This is a genomic window from Carnobacterium gallinarum DSM 4847 (genome assembly GCF_000744375.1).
GTDB lineage: Bacteria > Bacillota > Bacilli > Lactobacillales > Carnobacteriaceae > Carnobacterium > Carnobacterium gallinarum.
On record NZ_JQLU01000003.1, the window covers coordinates 39,672 to 53,854 of the forward strand.

Consider the following 14,183-nt stretch of genomic DNA (forward strand, 5'->3'; position numbering starts at 1 on the left):
TTAAGTACCTCTTCTATTCGTGTTTTGTCGTTCTATTTCCATTTTTATTTTTCTTTCCGGAGCAAAATCAGCTTCCCAATTTATTGGCTTTAAAACCTTCCCATCAGTTTCTCGGTAATGTGGTTTGCCATCTGGAAATAATTTTCCCATATTGGCTTGATGAACAAAATGAAAAATTGGTCTAGGATCGACTCCCATTAAAACAAATGAGCCATAATTAAAATAGTTGGCGTCTGTTAAAGCATCAATCTGACCTATCAAGATATCCTCAACTGGCTTTGCTTCTTCCTTGATTTTTGTGACAGTTTGCAGAATGGATTCTTGCCACTTTGCGATAAGTTGATCAAACTCATCTTCATTCCCACCAACACTTGCATATAAAAATTCAATCATTTCTTCTGTTGTAAAACTGGCTCTCTGTAGAGCTTCTATTGGACTAAAAGCTGTGGGAACTAAGTTTTCTGCTGGATGAAATGTATCATGAAATTCTTTCACTTGCTCATATTCAGATAAGTGACTCATATATCATACACTCCTTTAAACTAATACTTTGCCCTTCATTATAACTTACTGCTTTTGTAAAGGAAAAAAATTTGTCTTATCATAGAAAGAAAAACAGCTAATCTTCATTCTAAATTGTTGGATTTCCGCCATATTTATTACTAGTCCCTCTTTAAAAAGTAGTCTCTAACAATTACATAGTTTATCTTATACAAAAAAATAGTCATGGAACCTTCATTCCCATGACTAACTTCTTACTCATTTTTGGCTTTCATTTGATCCATCAAACGTTTGCGCAACACAATATTTTCTGATTCAACTAAGCGTCGCTCAGTTACCTGTTTACGAATAGTTTCTTGTAGTCTTTCAATATTCTCGACTCGAATCTCTTCTTTGTTTCTAGCTTCTGCCAATTGATTTCGTTCCACCGTTGTTTCATTTAATTGTTGAACAAGCTCTTCCATTTGTTTTTTTAATTGTTCATTTTTTTCAATCAACCACTCATTTTTCTTAGTTAATTTTTTTGTGTGACGTTCAAATCGTCCATCCGTCAATGTTGTATAAATCAAGTAGGCTCCTAAAAAAGCTGAAAAAATCGGAAAAATAACTGAACTTTGTTTCAATAAAGAAATAACAACAACACTAGCTCCCGAAAGAATACAGATATATAGACCTATTGAGAAGGATTTATCTTTTCGCTCTTCATCCATGTCATGATAAAAATCTGTTTGATTTTGCAATTCTTGGACTTTTAACTGTAGCTCATCTAGTTCTGCTTGAGTTCTTTGGTACAGCTCTTGTTCTTTTTCAGCATAACGTTGTTCTACCTGTTCTTGATACAATAAGAACCATTCCTTTTCCCGGTTAAGACGTAAAAAATCAGCTGATAATTTCGCTTGATGCTCCGCTTTTTCTGAAAGCAATTCATGGGCCGTCCCTGTTTTTAAATCATTTAATTCAAGTTGAGTTTCAACTAAAAGTTGAGTGGATTCAGCCTTTGCTTGACTACGAGTTCGGTCTGCTTCAAGTCGCGCTTCATATAGTAGAGCTTGCTCTTTCTCACTTAAACTTGCCTCTAGTTCACTTTGTTTTTCTTGATAAAGTTGATTAAGGTCATCTAAACGTTTTGATAATTCATTATCTTGACGTTGTTTTTCATGTTCAACTTCTTTTTGATAACGAACTAGTTGTTCTTTCAATTCCGTAATTTCATTCTGAACTGCATCGTACATCTCATTTGATTCACTAAAAGCATTTTGCAAAATCAGCTCGGCTTGCATCTTAGCATTTTCTAAAATTGCTTCTTCTTTAGCTGCAATTTTCCGATTCAATTCATTCTTCTTTTCGTCATATTCGCTAATCAGCTCACTAATCTTTGTCTGATATTCTAACTCAAGTTCTGCTTGTTTTTCTTCAAACCGCTGAATATTCAATTCGTTCACCTTAGAAACTGAATCCGTAATCAAATCATTTAATGTAACTTTAACTGTATCAACCATCTGACTCGTAATATTTTTAGTATCTTCAATAATTTGTGGTTTAAATGTAATTTTTATTTTTTCATCTTTTTCTTTTGAAGATTCAGACATATAAGAACTCCTTTCCCCTTAGCTTGACTTGCTATAGCTAGTGGATCAATTAAATTAATTAAGACTGTATCACTGTTTTTTCATAAAAAAACAGATTCTCTACCATTATCTCAAAAAAAAACAAAAAATGCACCTAATTTTCATTAAAATTTAATTTGTAAAAAAAACATCTCTTTAAAGAAAGTAACTGTCCTTTCTTTAGAGAAATGTTTTAGTCATTTAAAAAAATAATACAACAATTAACTTCATCATTAACGGAGCAACAAAAACGGTCACTACTCCCGTTACACCAATGGCTAAACCTGACATTGCTCCTTCTACATGACCTAACTCTAATGCTTTTGAGGTTCCAATTGCATGAGCCGAACTACCTAAAGCCACACCTTTAGCCACTGGGTCTTCAACTTTTAGAAAAGTTAAAATAGGCGGACCAATAATTGAACCGATTATTCCTGTGACAATAACAATAACCAAAGTCACTGTCGCAATCCCATTCATTTTTTCAGAAATACCCAATGCAATCGCAGTTGTAACTGATTTTGGCATAATTGATACAATTAAATCTTCCTTTAATTGCAACATAACGGCTAAACACCCCGTCATAAAAGTTCCAAAAATCGTTCCTAATAAAATTCCTGTAACGATCGATCGAACGTGTTTTTTTAGTAAATGAAACGTATTATATAATGGAATTCCTAAAGCTACTGTAGCTGGTGTAATTAAAATATTTAAAATACTACCACCTTTAAAATAATTTTCATAAGAAATATGTCCAATTTTTAAAAATAAAATGACAAAAACAGTTGAAACTACCAATGGATTAAATAACGGAAAAGGGAATTTCTTAAATAACCCTAAAGCTAATAAATACATTCCAATTGATAAAATCAACCCAAACATAGGGTTACTTGTGAGCTCTTGATACATTTTTCACATCGTCCTTTCCAATTTCCTCTTCCTCAGCAGGTTCATCTTCAAAACGACGCTTCACAGCCTGAACAACGACTCCAACAAAAGCAACGGTCAAAGCTGTAGTAACAAATGAAACAATTAACAATAACCACCAAGTGTCTTTAATAACTGGAAAATAAACCATGATTCCTACTCCAGCAGGTAGAAATAAAATACTTAAATTACCTAGTAAGAATCCACCAACTGTTTCAACATCCTTGACTTTTAGCACTTTAAATTGCAAAGCTAAAAATAAAAGCAACATGCCGATTACACTTCCAGGGACTGGCAAAGCCAGTACTTTTGACAACACTTCTCCTAAAAACGAAAAGCTTAAAATATACAGTAACTGTTTATAAATAGTCATAATTTCCCTCCATACATCTAATACTATACCATAATGTTCTTGAAAATAAAGGAGATTTCCAAATCTATCCTTTTATAATAAGGCTTTCATAACTATTTTTCATGGTTTTTAATAAAAGTATTCTTTTTTATTTAGAATTAAATTTAATTCTACTGAACAGAACATTCGTTCTAAACTGTAGTTAGTTCAGCTAAAAAGTGGTATAATTAATCTAGTGATAAATTGAAGAAATCAAGAAAATAAACCTTTTTACCGCTAAGGAGGACACTATGAATCAACCATTAGCTTTTCGGATGCGTCCGACAAATATCGATCAAATCGTTGGTCAAACCCATCTTGTTGGCGAAGGTAAGATTATTCGTCGTATGGTGGAGTCAAAAATGCTTTCCTCTATGATCCTTTATGGACCACCTGGAATTGGAAAAACGAGTATTGCCAGTGCTATTGCCGGCTCAACAAAATACGCCTTTAGAACCTTGAATGCCGCTACTGATACCAAGAAAGATTTACAGATTGTTGTTGAAGAAGCTCGAATGAGTGGAACAGTCATTCTCTTATTGGATGAAGTCCATCGTTTAGATAAACCAAAACAAGATTTTTTATTGCCTCATTTAGAAAATGGTCGTGTTGTCATGATTGGGGCAACAACAGAGAATCCTTATATTACAATCAATCCTGCGATTCGTAGTCGAACACAGATTTTTGAACTAAAACCTTTATCTATTGAAGATATCGAAAAGGCGATTGAATCAGCTCTAAATGATCCGGTACACGGATTAGGTACGCAATCAATCGAATTAACTAAAGAAGCCCTACTCCACTTTGCTAGAGCAACTAATGGTGACCTACGTAGTTCATTAAACGGACTCGAATTAGCCGCAAAATCAACCCATCCTGCTGTTGATGGTATCATTAGAATTGATTTAGAAGTGGCAGAAGAATGTGTTCAACGAAAAGCTCTCACTCACGATAAAGATGGGGATGCCCACTACGATGTTATTTCTGCATTGCAAAAATCTGTTCGTGGTAGCGATGTGAATGCTGCATTGCATTATATGGCTCGTTTAGTCGAAGCAGGTGATTTACCCATTATTGCCCGACGTTTAATGGTCATTGCCTATGAAGATATTGGATTAGCGAATCCCGCCGCTGCCGCACGAACTGTAACTGCTGTACAAGCAGCAGAAAAACTGGGCTTTCCGGAAGCTCGAATTCCGTTAGCAACTGCTATAGTTGATCTCTGCCTTTCACCAAAATCTAATTCGACTTACGTAGCGATAGATGCCGCCCTTAGTGATATTCGGGCTGGAAAAAGTGGAGATGTACCCGATCACCTTCGCGACTCTCATTACAAAGGGGCTAAGGATTTAGGTCGTGGCATTGACTATAAATATCCCCATGCCTATCCTGACGCTTGGGTCAATCAGCAATATCTCCCTGATAAACTAAAAAATGCAATTTACTATGAACCAAATTTTACAGGAAAATACGAAGCTAGCTTGGCAAATCAGTACGATAAAATCAATCAAAAGAAAAAAACGAGAGAGTAGTTTTCTCGTTTTTTTCTTGCTACATATCCCTTCAAATTTCATTATTTTTATGCTATGCTTACCTTTGAATTTGGAAAATCATTTTCTGATGAATGAAGGGAGTTTTTTTATGATTATTACTATTTTGATGTTGATCTTTGCGATTCTTCTATTTTCAGCTGCTGGATTTTTATTAAGTAGCAAATCTAGTCTATTGATTATTAAGGAAGTTCCTAATGAACATGTAGCAAATTTAAATTTTTTTAGATTCTATGGATTTGCCTTACTGTTATGCGGACTATTTAATTTAGTTTTATTATTTTTTCAACCAGCATGGTTATTGCTCACTTTTTTAATAATCACCTGCTTCTTGATTTTATTTTTTATTTTAGGCTTAAATAAACGCATTCATTAAAAAAATCAGCCCACTATATTAGTGTACCGCCCCCCAAAAGTTAGACCTAAAAAATCTAACTTTTGGGGGTCTTTTTGTATGGCAAAATATAGCACAGAATTTAAGATGAACGTTGTACAAAACTATTTAAATGGAGAAGGTGGAATGAAGTATTTAGCTAAAAAATATGGCATTAAAGGAATCTCTCAAGTACAAATTTGGATAAATACGTACAAAGAATTTGGTGAGGAAGGTCTACTTCGTAGTCGCCAAAATAAAACTTATTCTGTTCAATTCAAGTTAGATGCGATAGAGTTATATCTAACAACAGAGATGTCCTATCGAGAAGTTGCCAATCAGTTTGGAATGACCAATTTTTCTATGATTGCCAATTGGCGTAAAGCTTACCAAGAAAATGGAGTAGATGGGCTCTCACAACCGAAAGGACGTCCATCTAAAATGCCTAAAAAAAAGAATAAATTACCAGCTATTGATTCTTCAAAAAAAGAGTTAACCTATTTAGAAGCGCTAGAGAAAGAAAATCTACAGTTAAAAATTGAACTTGCCTATTTAAAAGAATTAAGGAGGTTGCGTTTGATGGAACAGCAACAGAAAAACAAGCACGAATCATTCATAGCCTCCGAGGGAAATTCAGATTAATCGACATTCTTGAAACCCTAGGGTTTCCTAGGTCAACCTATATGTATTGGCAAAAACGCTTTAACCGTGAAAATCCAGATAAACCAATTGAACAAGAAATGGAAAAAATTCATCACGAACATAAGGATTATGGCTATCGTCGGATGAATCAAGAACTTAGAAACCGTGGTATCCTTGTGAATAAAAAGAAAGTGCAACGTTTAATGAAAAAATTAGGAATCTTGGTACGCTCATTCACACGGAAATCACGGAAATACAATTCCTATAAAGGAACTGTTGGGAGAGTGGCAAAAAATCGGATTCATCGTCATTTTTATACAAGTATTGTTCATCAAAAAATGACAACAGATACAACAGAATTTAAGTATTATGAAAAAGATCACTCGGGTAGTTTGCGTATTAAGAAACTCTATCTAAACCCGTTCATGGATATGTATAATAGCGAGATTGTCTCTTACTCAATTTCAGAGAAACCTACAGCAAAAGCGATTATGGATGCATTAAATGGAGCTATTGTGAAAACGAATGATTGCCTCTATCGCCGAACGTTCCATTCCGACCAAGGATGGGGATACCAAATGAAAGCCTATAGCCATGAATTAAAAAAGCATCATATTTTTCAAAGTATGTCTCGTAAGGGAAACTGCTTAGATAATTCTCCTATGGAGAATTTCTTTAGTATTCTCAAACAAGAACTTTACCATGGCGTTATCTACAAAAGCTACCAAGAATTAAAACAAGCGATTGAACACTATATAGAGTACTATAATCATTCTCGAATAAAAGAAAAATTAGACTGGCTAAGCCCAGTTCAATTTAGAAAGAAAATGAGTTTAACTGCGTAAAAAAACAGAGTAGAAAATCTACTCTGTAAAAAAGTCTAACTTTTGGGGGTCACTACATAGTAGTTGGCTGATTTTTAAATCTCTTCTTTTTTGAACAACTCTTCCGGCAAGAAAATTCCTAACTGTAATAAAGCTACAGGTCCTGCTAAACGTTCCACTAAAGCAGCCATTTTAACAGCACCAACTCCTGCTATTTTAGCAAAATCTTCTAATACTTCCGGACTGATATCTTGTAAGTAAATTAAGTTATGCTCTAATGAATATTTTTTAAATAAATAAAATTTCGAGTCTGCAAAAACATCTTGAATTAAGTAGTGTTCTTTTTTCAACTTTACAAACTCCTTTAAAATTATTTTTAGTAAACAGAAGGATCTTAGTTCTATTTTATTCCTATTTGGTGTAAACTGTAGATGTAGTAGAAATAGAGGAACTTACTCTATCATATCATAAATATTAAATGAATTGGAGTGATGAACAATGTTACAACAATACAAAAGAATTTTAGTAGCTGTTGATGGATCAGAAGAAGCAGAATTAGCCTTTAAAAAGGCTGTTTATGTAGCGAATCGGAATGAAGCCGCTTTAGTTCTAACTCACGTTATTGACACTCGCGCTTTCCAAAGCGTCTCTAGCTTTGATGGAACAATGGCTGAACAAGCTACGGAGCAAGCAAAGAACACAATGGAAGAATACTTGCGCTATGCTAAAAATCACAATGTTGAAGAAGTTAGTTATACGATCGAATACGGATCACCTAAAGCGCTTATTGCAAAACAAATTCCAGAAGATCAAAATATCGACTTAATCATGGTTGGAGCAACTGGTTTAAATGCCGTTGAACGAATCTTTATTGGTTCAGTTTCAGAATATGTTATTCGTCACGCAACTTGTGATGTCTTAGTTGTTCGTACCGATTTAGAAAATAAATTGCCACCAAAAAAAATCAAATAAATTCTGACTAAAAATGGAACTGAAACAAAACTACTATTTTGGATAAAAATCAGTTAAATAAAAACTAAAAACTGTAAGAAATCAGCATTTGTAAAAATGGATTTCTTGCAGTTTTTTCAATTTTAAAATCTTCTAACTATTGATAAACACGAAAGAAAGAATTCTATGGCGGAACCCCGTCACCAGATGTTCCCACTAATCGTTTAACTAGCACTATTTCAAAAACATTATTGACCGATTCCCTTTATTTTCTATAAGATAAAGCAGTTTTTTATTTTACCTCATGTAGATAGTCAATCCTCAGTAATCACTATTCTGACTACCTTAATCATTCTTATCCTAAGTTATTTAGTTAATTATTTACTATTGCTAATTATCAGAAAAATCCGCAATCATTAATTAGGTAAGGACTACTCCGTACCTTTCTTATAAAAAAAGGTTCTATAATATATCGTATTTATTGGTGAGTGAAACACTCGCCAGCACTTCTTTGCATTTCACTACAAAAAAGTAGGAGAGGAATTATAAATTCCTCTCCTACCCCATGATTTTATTCAATTGATTCTTCACCAATACAATTTGACAAAGAGCCGTTTTTATAATTATTTGCCTAAACGTTCAACGTCACGAGCAATCATAACTTCTTCATCTGTCGGAATTAATAATACTTTTACTTTTGATTCCGGAGTTGAAATAACACGTTCTTTCCCACGAACTTTATTCGCTTCTGCATCCATTTCTGTTCCTAAGAAAGTCACACCATTGATGATTTCTTCACGGATTTCTGGACCATTTTCACCAATACCAGCTGTAAAGATGATTGCATCTACACCATTCATTGTCGCAGCATATGAACCGATATATTTTTTAACACGGTCAGCGAAAATTCTAAGTGCGATAAACGCATTTTCGTTTGTGTGTTCAGCTGCTTCGATTTCACGCATATCACTTGAAATACCTGAAAGTCCTAAAAGACCTGATTTTTTATTTAAAATATCAATGAATTCATTAATATCTGTAATGTTTAATTTACCCATTAAATAAGCAATCAATGAAGGATCGATATCGCCTGAACGAGTTCCCATTGTCACACCTGCAAGCGGAGTGAAGCCCATTGAAGTATCAACAGATTTTCCACCATCGATAGCAGTGATTGAAGCACCGTTACCTAAATGACAAGAAATTAATTTTAATTCTTCAATTGGTTTACCTAACATTTCAGCTGCACGTTCTGAAACATATTTATGAGAAGTTCCGTGAGCACCATATTTACGTGCTGCAAAATCTTCATAATAAGACATTGGAATGCTGTACAAGTAGCTTACTTTAGGCATTGTTGTGTGGAAAGATGTATCAAATACAGCCACACTTGTAATATTTGGTAACATTTTTTTGAATGCTTTAATTCCAGTAGCATTAGCTGGATTGTGTAAGGGTGCTAATTCAGATAATTCTTCGATTTGTGATAAAACTTTATCATCAATGACAGCAGAATCTTTAAAAATTTCGCCACCAGCAACAACACGATGACCAACACCAGTAATTTCGTCGAAGTTCGCAATAATATTTAACTCAACTAATTTTTTAAGCAACAATTCAATTGCTACTTCATGATTTTCCATGTCTTCAATCACTTCAAATTTTTGACCTTCGCCATATTTGATTGTAAAGATTGATTCTGGTAAACCAATTCTTTCTACGATTCCTTTAGCGATAACTGTTTCTGAAGGCATTTCGAATAATTGCCATTTTAAACTAGAACTTCCGGCATTGATTGCAATTGTTTTTGACATGTTTATAAGTCCCCTTTTTAAGTTTTATTTATTAAATATTCTCTTTTTTCCAAGTATCGACTTCATTCATAAAATGGAGCATCGCTTGTTGATTTTTAAAGTCTGGAATTTCTGCAAGTAAAACTTGTTTCGCTTGTTTGGCAGTAGCACCTTTCTTTTGAATCAAGAGAATTGATTTACGTGAATGCTCAGTCTTGAATAATTCTTTTGGCAAATGAAGCATACCTTGCAAATAACTAGACTCTTGAATGAATTTAGTTAAAGCTGACGCTTCTTCCGTTTCAAAAAGCTGTGATGGAACAAGGAATACACCTAGTCCGCCTTCCTTTAAATAACCGATACTTTGTTCAATCATTAAATGATGCGCGTAAGAATGTCCTTCCTTAGCAGCTGTTTTGAATCGTTTAGCACGATCATCAACTGGATAATAACCAACTGGCAAATCACCCATGACAACATCTACAGGGTCAATCAAAAGGTCCTGCAATACGTCTTGATGTGTCAAGCGAACTGTTTGACGTTGCAAAGCTGTTCCCACTGCGGCTAACGATAAAAGCAAGTCATCAATATCCACTCCTTCAGCATCTACCTTAATCTTCTTCAACATTAAACTGTTGTAAATAGTTGAAAGTAAATTAGCAGTACCGACAGCAACATCTAAAACTCTAAGTTCAGTTGTTTCTTCTGGAATGATTTTTTCAAGCAAATAGCTCATAATGAATCCAATAGCATCTGGCGTCATTTGGTGGTTTGCTTGTAATTGATCAGCCTTAGCTCCTTTTAACAACGCCAATTGAAATGCTTTCCGAATTTCTTCTGGTTCCATATCTTGCAAGGAAACATCTTGATAGAGAAAATTCAAGCGATTAACCGTTTCGATAGCTAACGTTTCTTCACTATTATCAGTTTTTCCCTCTAATAAATTTTCTCCTGTTTCTAAAAGAGCTTCTAAATACGAAACATCAATTTCTTGCTGTAACAATTGAACCGAGGTATTTAGCTTAGTATACAAACTTTCAATCTCTTTTTGCGACAATGCTCTAGCCTCATTTCCTTACTTTATCGCTATTCTACAAAACATTTAGCATTTTTTACTGCTAGCATAACTGTTTTGTGAAATTGCATTACCTGTACTATTTTAACCAATAAACTGTTAGGTTTCAAGCGTCAATTTGAAAAGATTTAGAATTTTTTTAATTTCTCATTTTTTGCTTTCTATAACTGTCTATTAAAAGTCATATATACCTTGATTCCCGAGAAAAGATAACGCTTTCTTTTTTTATTTTAAAAAAAAGCTCTTCTATCGAAATAGAAGAAACTTTTTGTTTTAATTATTGAGCAACTGCAGGGTATACAGATACTTGTTTTTTGTCGCGACCTTTACGTTCGAAGCGAACTACACCATCTACTTTAGCAAAAAGCGTATCGTCTCCACCGATTCCAACGTTTACACCTGGATAAATTCTAGTACCGCGTTGACGGTATAAAATCGAACCACCTGTAACTGTTTGACCGTCAGCTCTTTTAGCGCCTAAGCGTTTAGAGTTAGAGTCACGTCCGTTAGTTGTAGATCCGCCCCCTTTTTTGTGAGCGAAGAATTGTAAATTCATTTTCAACATATGAGTTGCACCTCCTGATGTTTAATTTATTTAAGCATTTCGACATACTCAGGATATTCTTCTACGATTGATTCTACGGATAGTAGTAAACTTTCTAAAAGAATCTGAGCAATGTGTAATTGTTCACGGTTAATCTCTTGAATAAGTTCAACATAAAGCTCTCCACCATTCTCTTCATCCATCTCTACAAGAGGTTGGAATCCAGCTAAGGCTTCAATACTATTTGTTGCTCCAAAAGATAAAGCTGAAACGGCTGCACAAACGATGTCGTTACCGTCGGGTCCTGACTCTGCATGTCCAGTAATTTCAAAAGAAACTAAATTCCCTTCGTCGTTACGTTTGAATGATGCTTGAATCATATTGAACACCACTTTTCTTAAGCGTTAATTGCGTTAATAACAACTTTTGTATAAGGTTGACGATGACCTTGTTTACGGTGAGTATGTTTTTTAGGTTTGTATTTATACGTAGTAACTTTCTTTTGTTTACCATGTTTTTCTACAGTACCTTCAACAGTAGCTCCTGCGATTGTTGGTGCTCCAACTTTTGTTTCTTCGCCACCTACTAAGATTACTTCATCAAAGCTTACAGTTTCGCCAGCTTCAACGTTTAATTTTTCAACGTAAATTGCTTGACCTACCTCAACTTTAACTTGTTTTCCACCAGTTTTGATAATTGCGTACATTTATTCGCACCTCCTTATTAGACTTAGACTCGCCGTTGTGAGCGTCATTGCTGAACTTAAAACTCATTCCCGCGCGGTTGTAGTTGTGGTGCTACACATTTACAACATTAATATCATATCAAATATAGTCTGATTCGTCAATCTATTTATCAAAATAACATCATATAAAAATAACTAGGCTCTATTTAATAAATCCTTCTGAACGAACAACTCTTGTTCCAACATCTTCTGCAAACTCTAAATCATGGGTTACAATTAAAATCCCTGTACCCTCTGCTGCAATTTGTTGAATCATTTTGCCAATTCCAATTGTTGATTCTCGATCTAAAGCAGATGTTGGCTCGTCAAAGCAAAGAATCTTAGGATTTAGCATCATCGCTCTAGCAATCGCTACACGCTGTTTTTGACCACCTGATAACGTACTTGGCATTACCGCAATTTTATCTGATAAACCAACTTGATCTAAAATAGTCATAGCCTTATTTGTTAACTCTTCCTTAGAAGCCAGTTTTTGCGCTAAAGGAGCTTCTAAACAGTTATCTAATACAGTTAAGTTAGGAAACAACTGATAGTCTTGAAAAACCATTCCAATTCCATTATGATAAGCGCGAATATTTATTTTAGGGACATACACACTTCTGCCATTTTTTTCTGTACATAAATACGTATCATCAATCCGTATACTACCTTGATCTGCTTTTTCTAAATGATTAATTAATCGCATTAACGTTGTTTTTCCAGTTCCTGACTTTCCAACTAACGTAACGATTTCACCAGATTCTATTTTAAAATCATAGTTTTGCAAAACCGGAATACCATTAAATTTTTTTGTGATATTTTTTACTTCTAAAATCATCTGTTTCCCTCCTTAAAAATCAATTCTCTTTTCAAATACATTCAGGCCAACCGTAACAATTCCCGTAATAGCTAAATAAATTATTCCCACCGCAACAAAAGGGGTTAAAGAAGCGTAAGTATTCGCTGCAATTTGTCCAGCTCTTAATAACTCACCTAAACCAATCACATAAATTAATGACGTATCTTTCACTAAAGAAATAATTTCATTTCCAACAGAAGGTAAGACTACACGAAAAACTTGCGGAATAATAATTCGTTGAAAACCACGAATTCTACCAATGCCTAGTACTTGAATAGCTTCAAATTGTCCAACCGGAACAGATAATATTCCACCACGAAAAATTTCTGCATAATAGGCAGTATAATTTAAACCAAAAGCAATAATCGCTGCTGTGAAGCGATCTAAACTAATACCAACCATCGGCAATCCAAAGAAAACAATCATTAATTGTAGTAACAATGGCGATCCACGCATAATATAGATATATAGTTGAATTAGAATAGAAATTGGCTTAGGGGCATAGACCCGAATAACCGCCACTAAGAAACCTAGTGGGATACTAATAATTAAGATAACAAAAAATAGCAATAACGTTGTTTTCAGACCTTCTAATAACGATGGAAGTAGTTCTATAATCATCTTGTTTCACCTCATAATTTTTATTCGCTAAACCATTTAGCTTTAATTTTTTCTTGTGTACCGTCCTCTTTCATTTCCGTTAAAGCTTGGTTCACTTTTTTTAACAACGCTGTATCTTTTTTGCGAACACCAACAGCAACTTCTTCTACGCCAAAATCATCTTTTAAAATTCGATACTTTTCAGCACCTTTTTGTTTAATTGTGTAGCGTCCATATGTTCCACCTACAATAATCGCTTCACTTCGACCACTATCTAAATCGTTAAAAACATCATTATTAGAAGCATAGGTGATCATCTCACCGCCCTTAAAAGATTTCAACAAATCAGGTGCATCTTTGGCTAAAATCGAAACTGCACTGGAAGATTGTTGAGCAGCAACTGTTTTTCCTTTTAAATCAGCTTTTGTTTGAATCGGACTATCCTTTAAGACAATAATCACTTGCCCAACCTCAAGATAGGTTTGGCTAAAGTTAACCTTTTCTTCACGTTCTGCATTTTTTGCATATCCATTCCAGATTAAGTCTATATTGCCAGAGTTCAACTCTGTTTCTTTCATTGACCAATCAATTGGTTGAAATTCAATTTCCATATTCATACGTTTGCCAAACTCATTCGCTAAATCAACATCAAATCCAACAATTTTTCCATTTGAATCCCGATACCCCATCGGAACAAACGTATCATCTAACCCAATAATTACCTTTTCCTTGCCTTTTTCTTTTGCAACTGGCTGGCTGCTACATCCCCCAATGATAACAGCCAGTAAAAGCAAACTAATCCAAATTAATTTCTTTTTCATT

17 protein-coding genes and 1 other annotated feature are annotated in these 14,183 nt (G+C 34.4%); of the genes, 4 read left to right on the plus strand and 13 right to left on the minus strand.

All coding sequences use genetic code 11. The features are described 5' to 3' along the window. The 4 genes from BR43_RS01075 to BR43_RS01090 all read right to left on the minus strand — a co-directional run bounded on the left by BR43_RS01075 (nt 1) and on the right by BR43_RS01090 (nt 3,408). Nucleotides 1-522 (minus strand): pyrophosphohydrolase domain-containing protein, encoded by a 522-nt coding sequence (locus tag BR43_RS01075; protein WP_034558543.1) that lies wholly within the window; start codon nt 520-522, stop codon nt 1-3. A gap of 233 nt (nt 523-755) precedes the next feature. Further along, entirely contained in the window at nt 756-2,090 is a 1,335-nt protein-coding gene (locus BR43_RS01080) for a hypothetical protein (RefSeq protein ID WP_034558551.1), read from the minus strand. 219 nt (nt 2,091-2,309) lie between these two features. Further along, a complete protein-coding gene (locus BR43_RS01085) occupies nt 2,310-3,017 on the minus strand; it encodes an LrgB family protein (protein ID WP_034558553.1) in 708 nt (235 codons plus the stop codon). Beyond that, a complete protein-coding gene (locus tag BR43_RS01090; RefSeq protein ID WP_034558556.1) occupies nt 2,995-3,408 on the minus strand; it encodes a CidA/LrgA family protein in 414 nt (137 codons plus the stop codon). The genes BR43_RS01085 and BR43_RS01090 overlap by 23 nt, the downstream gene beginning before the upstream one ends. Before the next feature lie 269 nt (nt 3,409-3,677). On the opposite strand from BR43_RS01090, the gene BR43_RS01095 reads away from it, so the two are divergent. From BR43_RS01095 to BR43_RS19420, 3 genes are all read left to right on the plus strand, one after another. Next, nucleotides 3,678-4,958 carry a replication-associated recombination protein A gene (locus BR43_RS01095; protein ID WP_034558558.1) on the plus strand — a complete coding sequence of 427 codons (1,281 nt, stop codon included), beginning with the start codon at nt 3,678-3,680 and terminating at the stop codon, nt 4,956-4,958. Nucleotides 4,959-5,067: 109 nt separating this feature from the next. Further along, the gene (locus tag BR43_RS01100) at nt 5,068-5,352 is read left to right on the plus strand and encodes a hypothetical protein (RefSeq protein WP_245617788.1); all 285 of its coding nucleotides are present in this window, start codon (nt 5,068-5,070) and stop codon (nt 5,350-5,352) included. Nucleotides 5,353-5,430: 78 nt separating this feature from the next. Next, nucleotides 5,431-6,836 (plus strand): IS3 family transposase gene (locus BR43_RS19420; protein ID WP_157463898.1). Its coding sequence is split into 2 segments (ribosomal slippage): nt 5,431-5,977 and nt 5,977-6,836, totalling 1,407 coding nucleotides; the frame shifts between segments, so codons are not numbered across the junction. Nucleotides 6,837-6,910: 74 nt separating this feature from the next. Here BR43_RS19420 and BR43_RS01115 read toward each other — a convergent pair. After that, nucleotides 6,911-7,165 carry a hypothetical protein gene (locus BR43_RS01115; RefSeq protein ID WP_051933767.1) on the minus strand — a complete coding sequence of 85 codons (255 nt, stop codon included), beginning with the start codon at nt 7,163-7,165 and terminating at the stop codon, nt 6,911-6,913. Between the two features lie 148 nt (nt 7,166-7,313). On the opposite strand from BR43_RS01115, the gene BR43_RS01120 reads away from it, so the two are divergent. Further along, nucleotides 7,314-7,787: a universal stress protein gene (locus tag BR43_RS01120; RefSeq protein WP_034558563.1), complete on the plus strand. Its 474-nt coding sequence runs from the start codon at nt 7,314-7,316 to the stop codon at nt 7,785-7,787. Between the two features lie 602 nt (nt 7,788-8,389). On the opposite strand, the gene BR43_RS01125 is transcribed toward BR43_RS01120, so the two are convergent. The 8 genes from BR43_RS01125 to BR43_RS01160 form a co-directional block, all read right to left on the minus strand. After that, a complete protein-coding gene (locus BR43_RS01125; RefSeq protein ID WP_034558566.1) occupies nt 8,390-9,580 on the minus strand; it encodes an acetate/propionate family kinase in 1,191 nt (396 codons plus the stop codon). Nucleotides 9,581-9,611: 31 nt separating this feature from the next. Continuing rightward, complete coding sequence (locus BR43_RS01130; RefSeq protein WP_034558568.1) at nt 9,612-10,616, minus strand: class I SAM-dependent methyltransferase; 1,005 nt, start codon at nt 10,614-10,616, stop codon at nt 9,612-9,614. Nucleotides 10,617-10,911: 295 nt separating this feature from the next. Then, a complete protein-coding gene (gene rpmA, locus BR43_RS01135) occupies nt 10,912-11,199 on the minus strand; it encodes a 50S ribosomal protein L27 (protein WP_034558570.1) in 288 nt (95 codons plus the stop codon). Between the two features lie 26 nt (nt 11,200-11,225). Further along, entirely contained in the window at nt 11,226-11,558 is a 333-nt protein-coding gene (locus BR43_RS01140; protein WP_034558573.1) for a ribosomal-processing cysteine protease Prp, read from the minus strand. A 17-nt stretch (nt 11,559-11,575) separates the two neighbouring features. Beyond that, complete coding sequence (rplU, locus tag BR43_RS01145; protein ID WP_034558575.1) at nt 11,576-11,884, minus strand: 50S ribosomal protein L21; 309 nt, start codon at nt 11,882-11,884, stop codon at nt 11,576-11,578. A 15-nt stretch (nt 11,885-11,899) separates the two neighbouring features. After that, nucleotides 11,900-11,973 (minus strand) — a sequence feature (ribosomal protein L21 leader region). Nucleotides 11,974-12,065: 92 nt separating this feature from the next. Next, nucleotides 12,066-12,740 carry an amino acid ABC transporter ATP-binding protein gene (locus BR43_RS01150; RefSeq protein WP_034558577.1) on the minus strand — a complete coding sequence of 225 codons (675 nt, stop codon included), beginning with the start codon at nt 12,738-12,740 and terminating at the stop codon, nt 12,066-12,068. 12 nt (nt 12,741-12,752) lie between these two features. Then, on the minus strand, nt 12,753-13,382 hold the full coding sequence (locus BR43_RS01155; RefSeq protein WP_034558580.1) for an amino acid ABC transporter permease: 630 nt from the start codon (nt 13,380-13,382) through the stop codon (nt 12,753-12,755). Nucleotides 13,383-13,402: 20 nt separating this feature from the next. Continuing rightward, entirely contained in the window at nt 13,403-14,182 is a 780-nt protein-coding gene (locus tag BR43_RS01160) for an amino acid ABC transporter substrate-binding protein (RefSeq protein ID WP_034558582.1), read from the minus strand. Nucleotide 14,183: the final 1 nt, after the last annotated feature.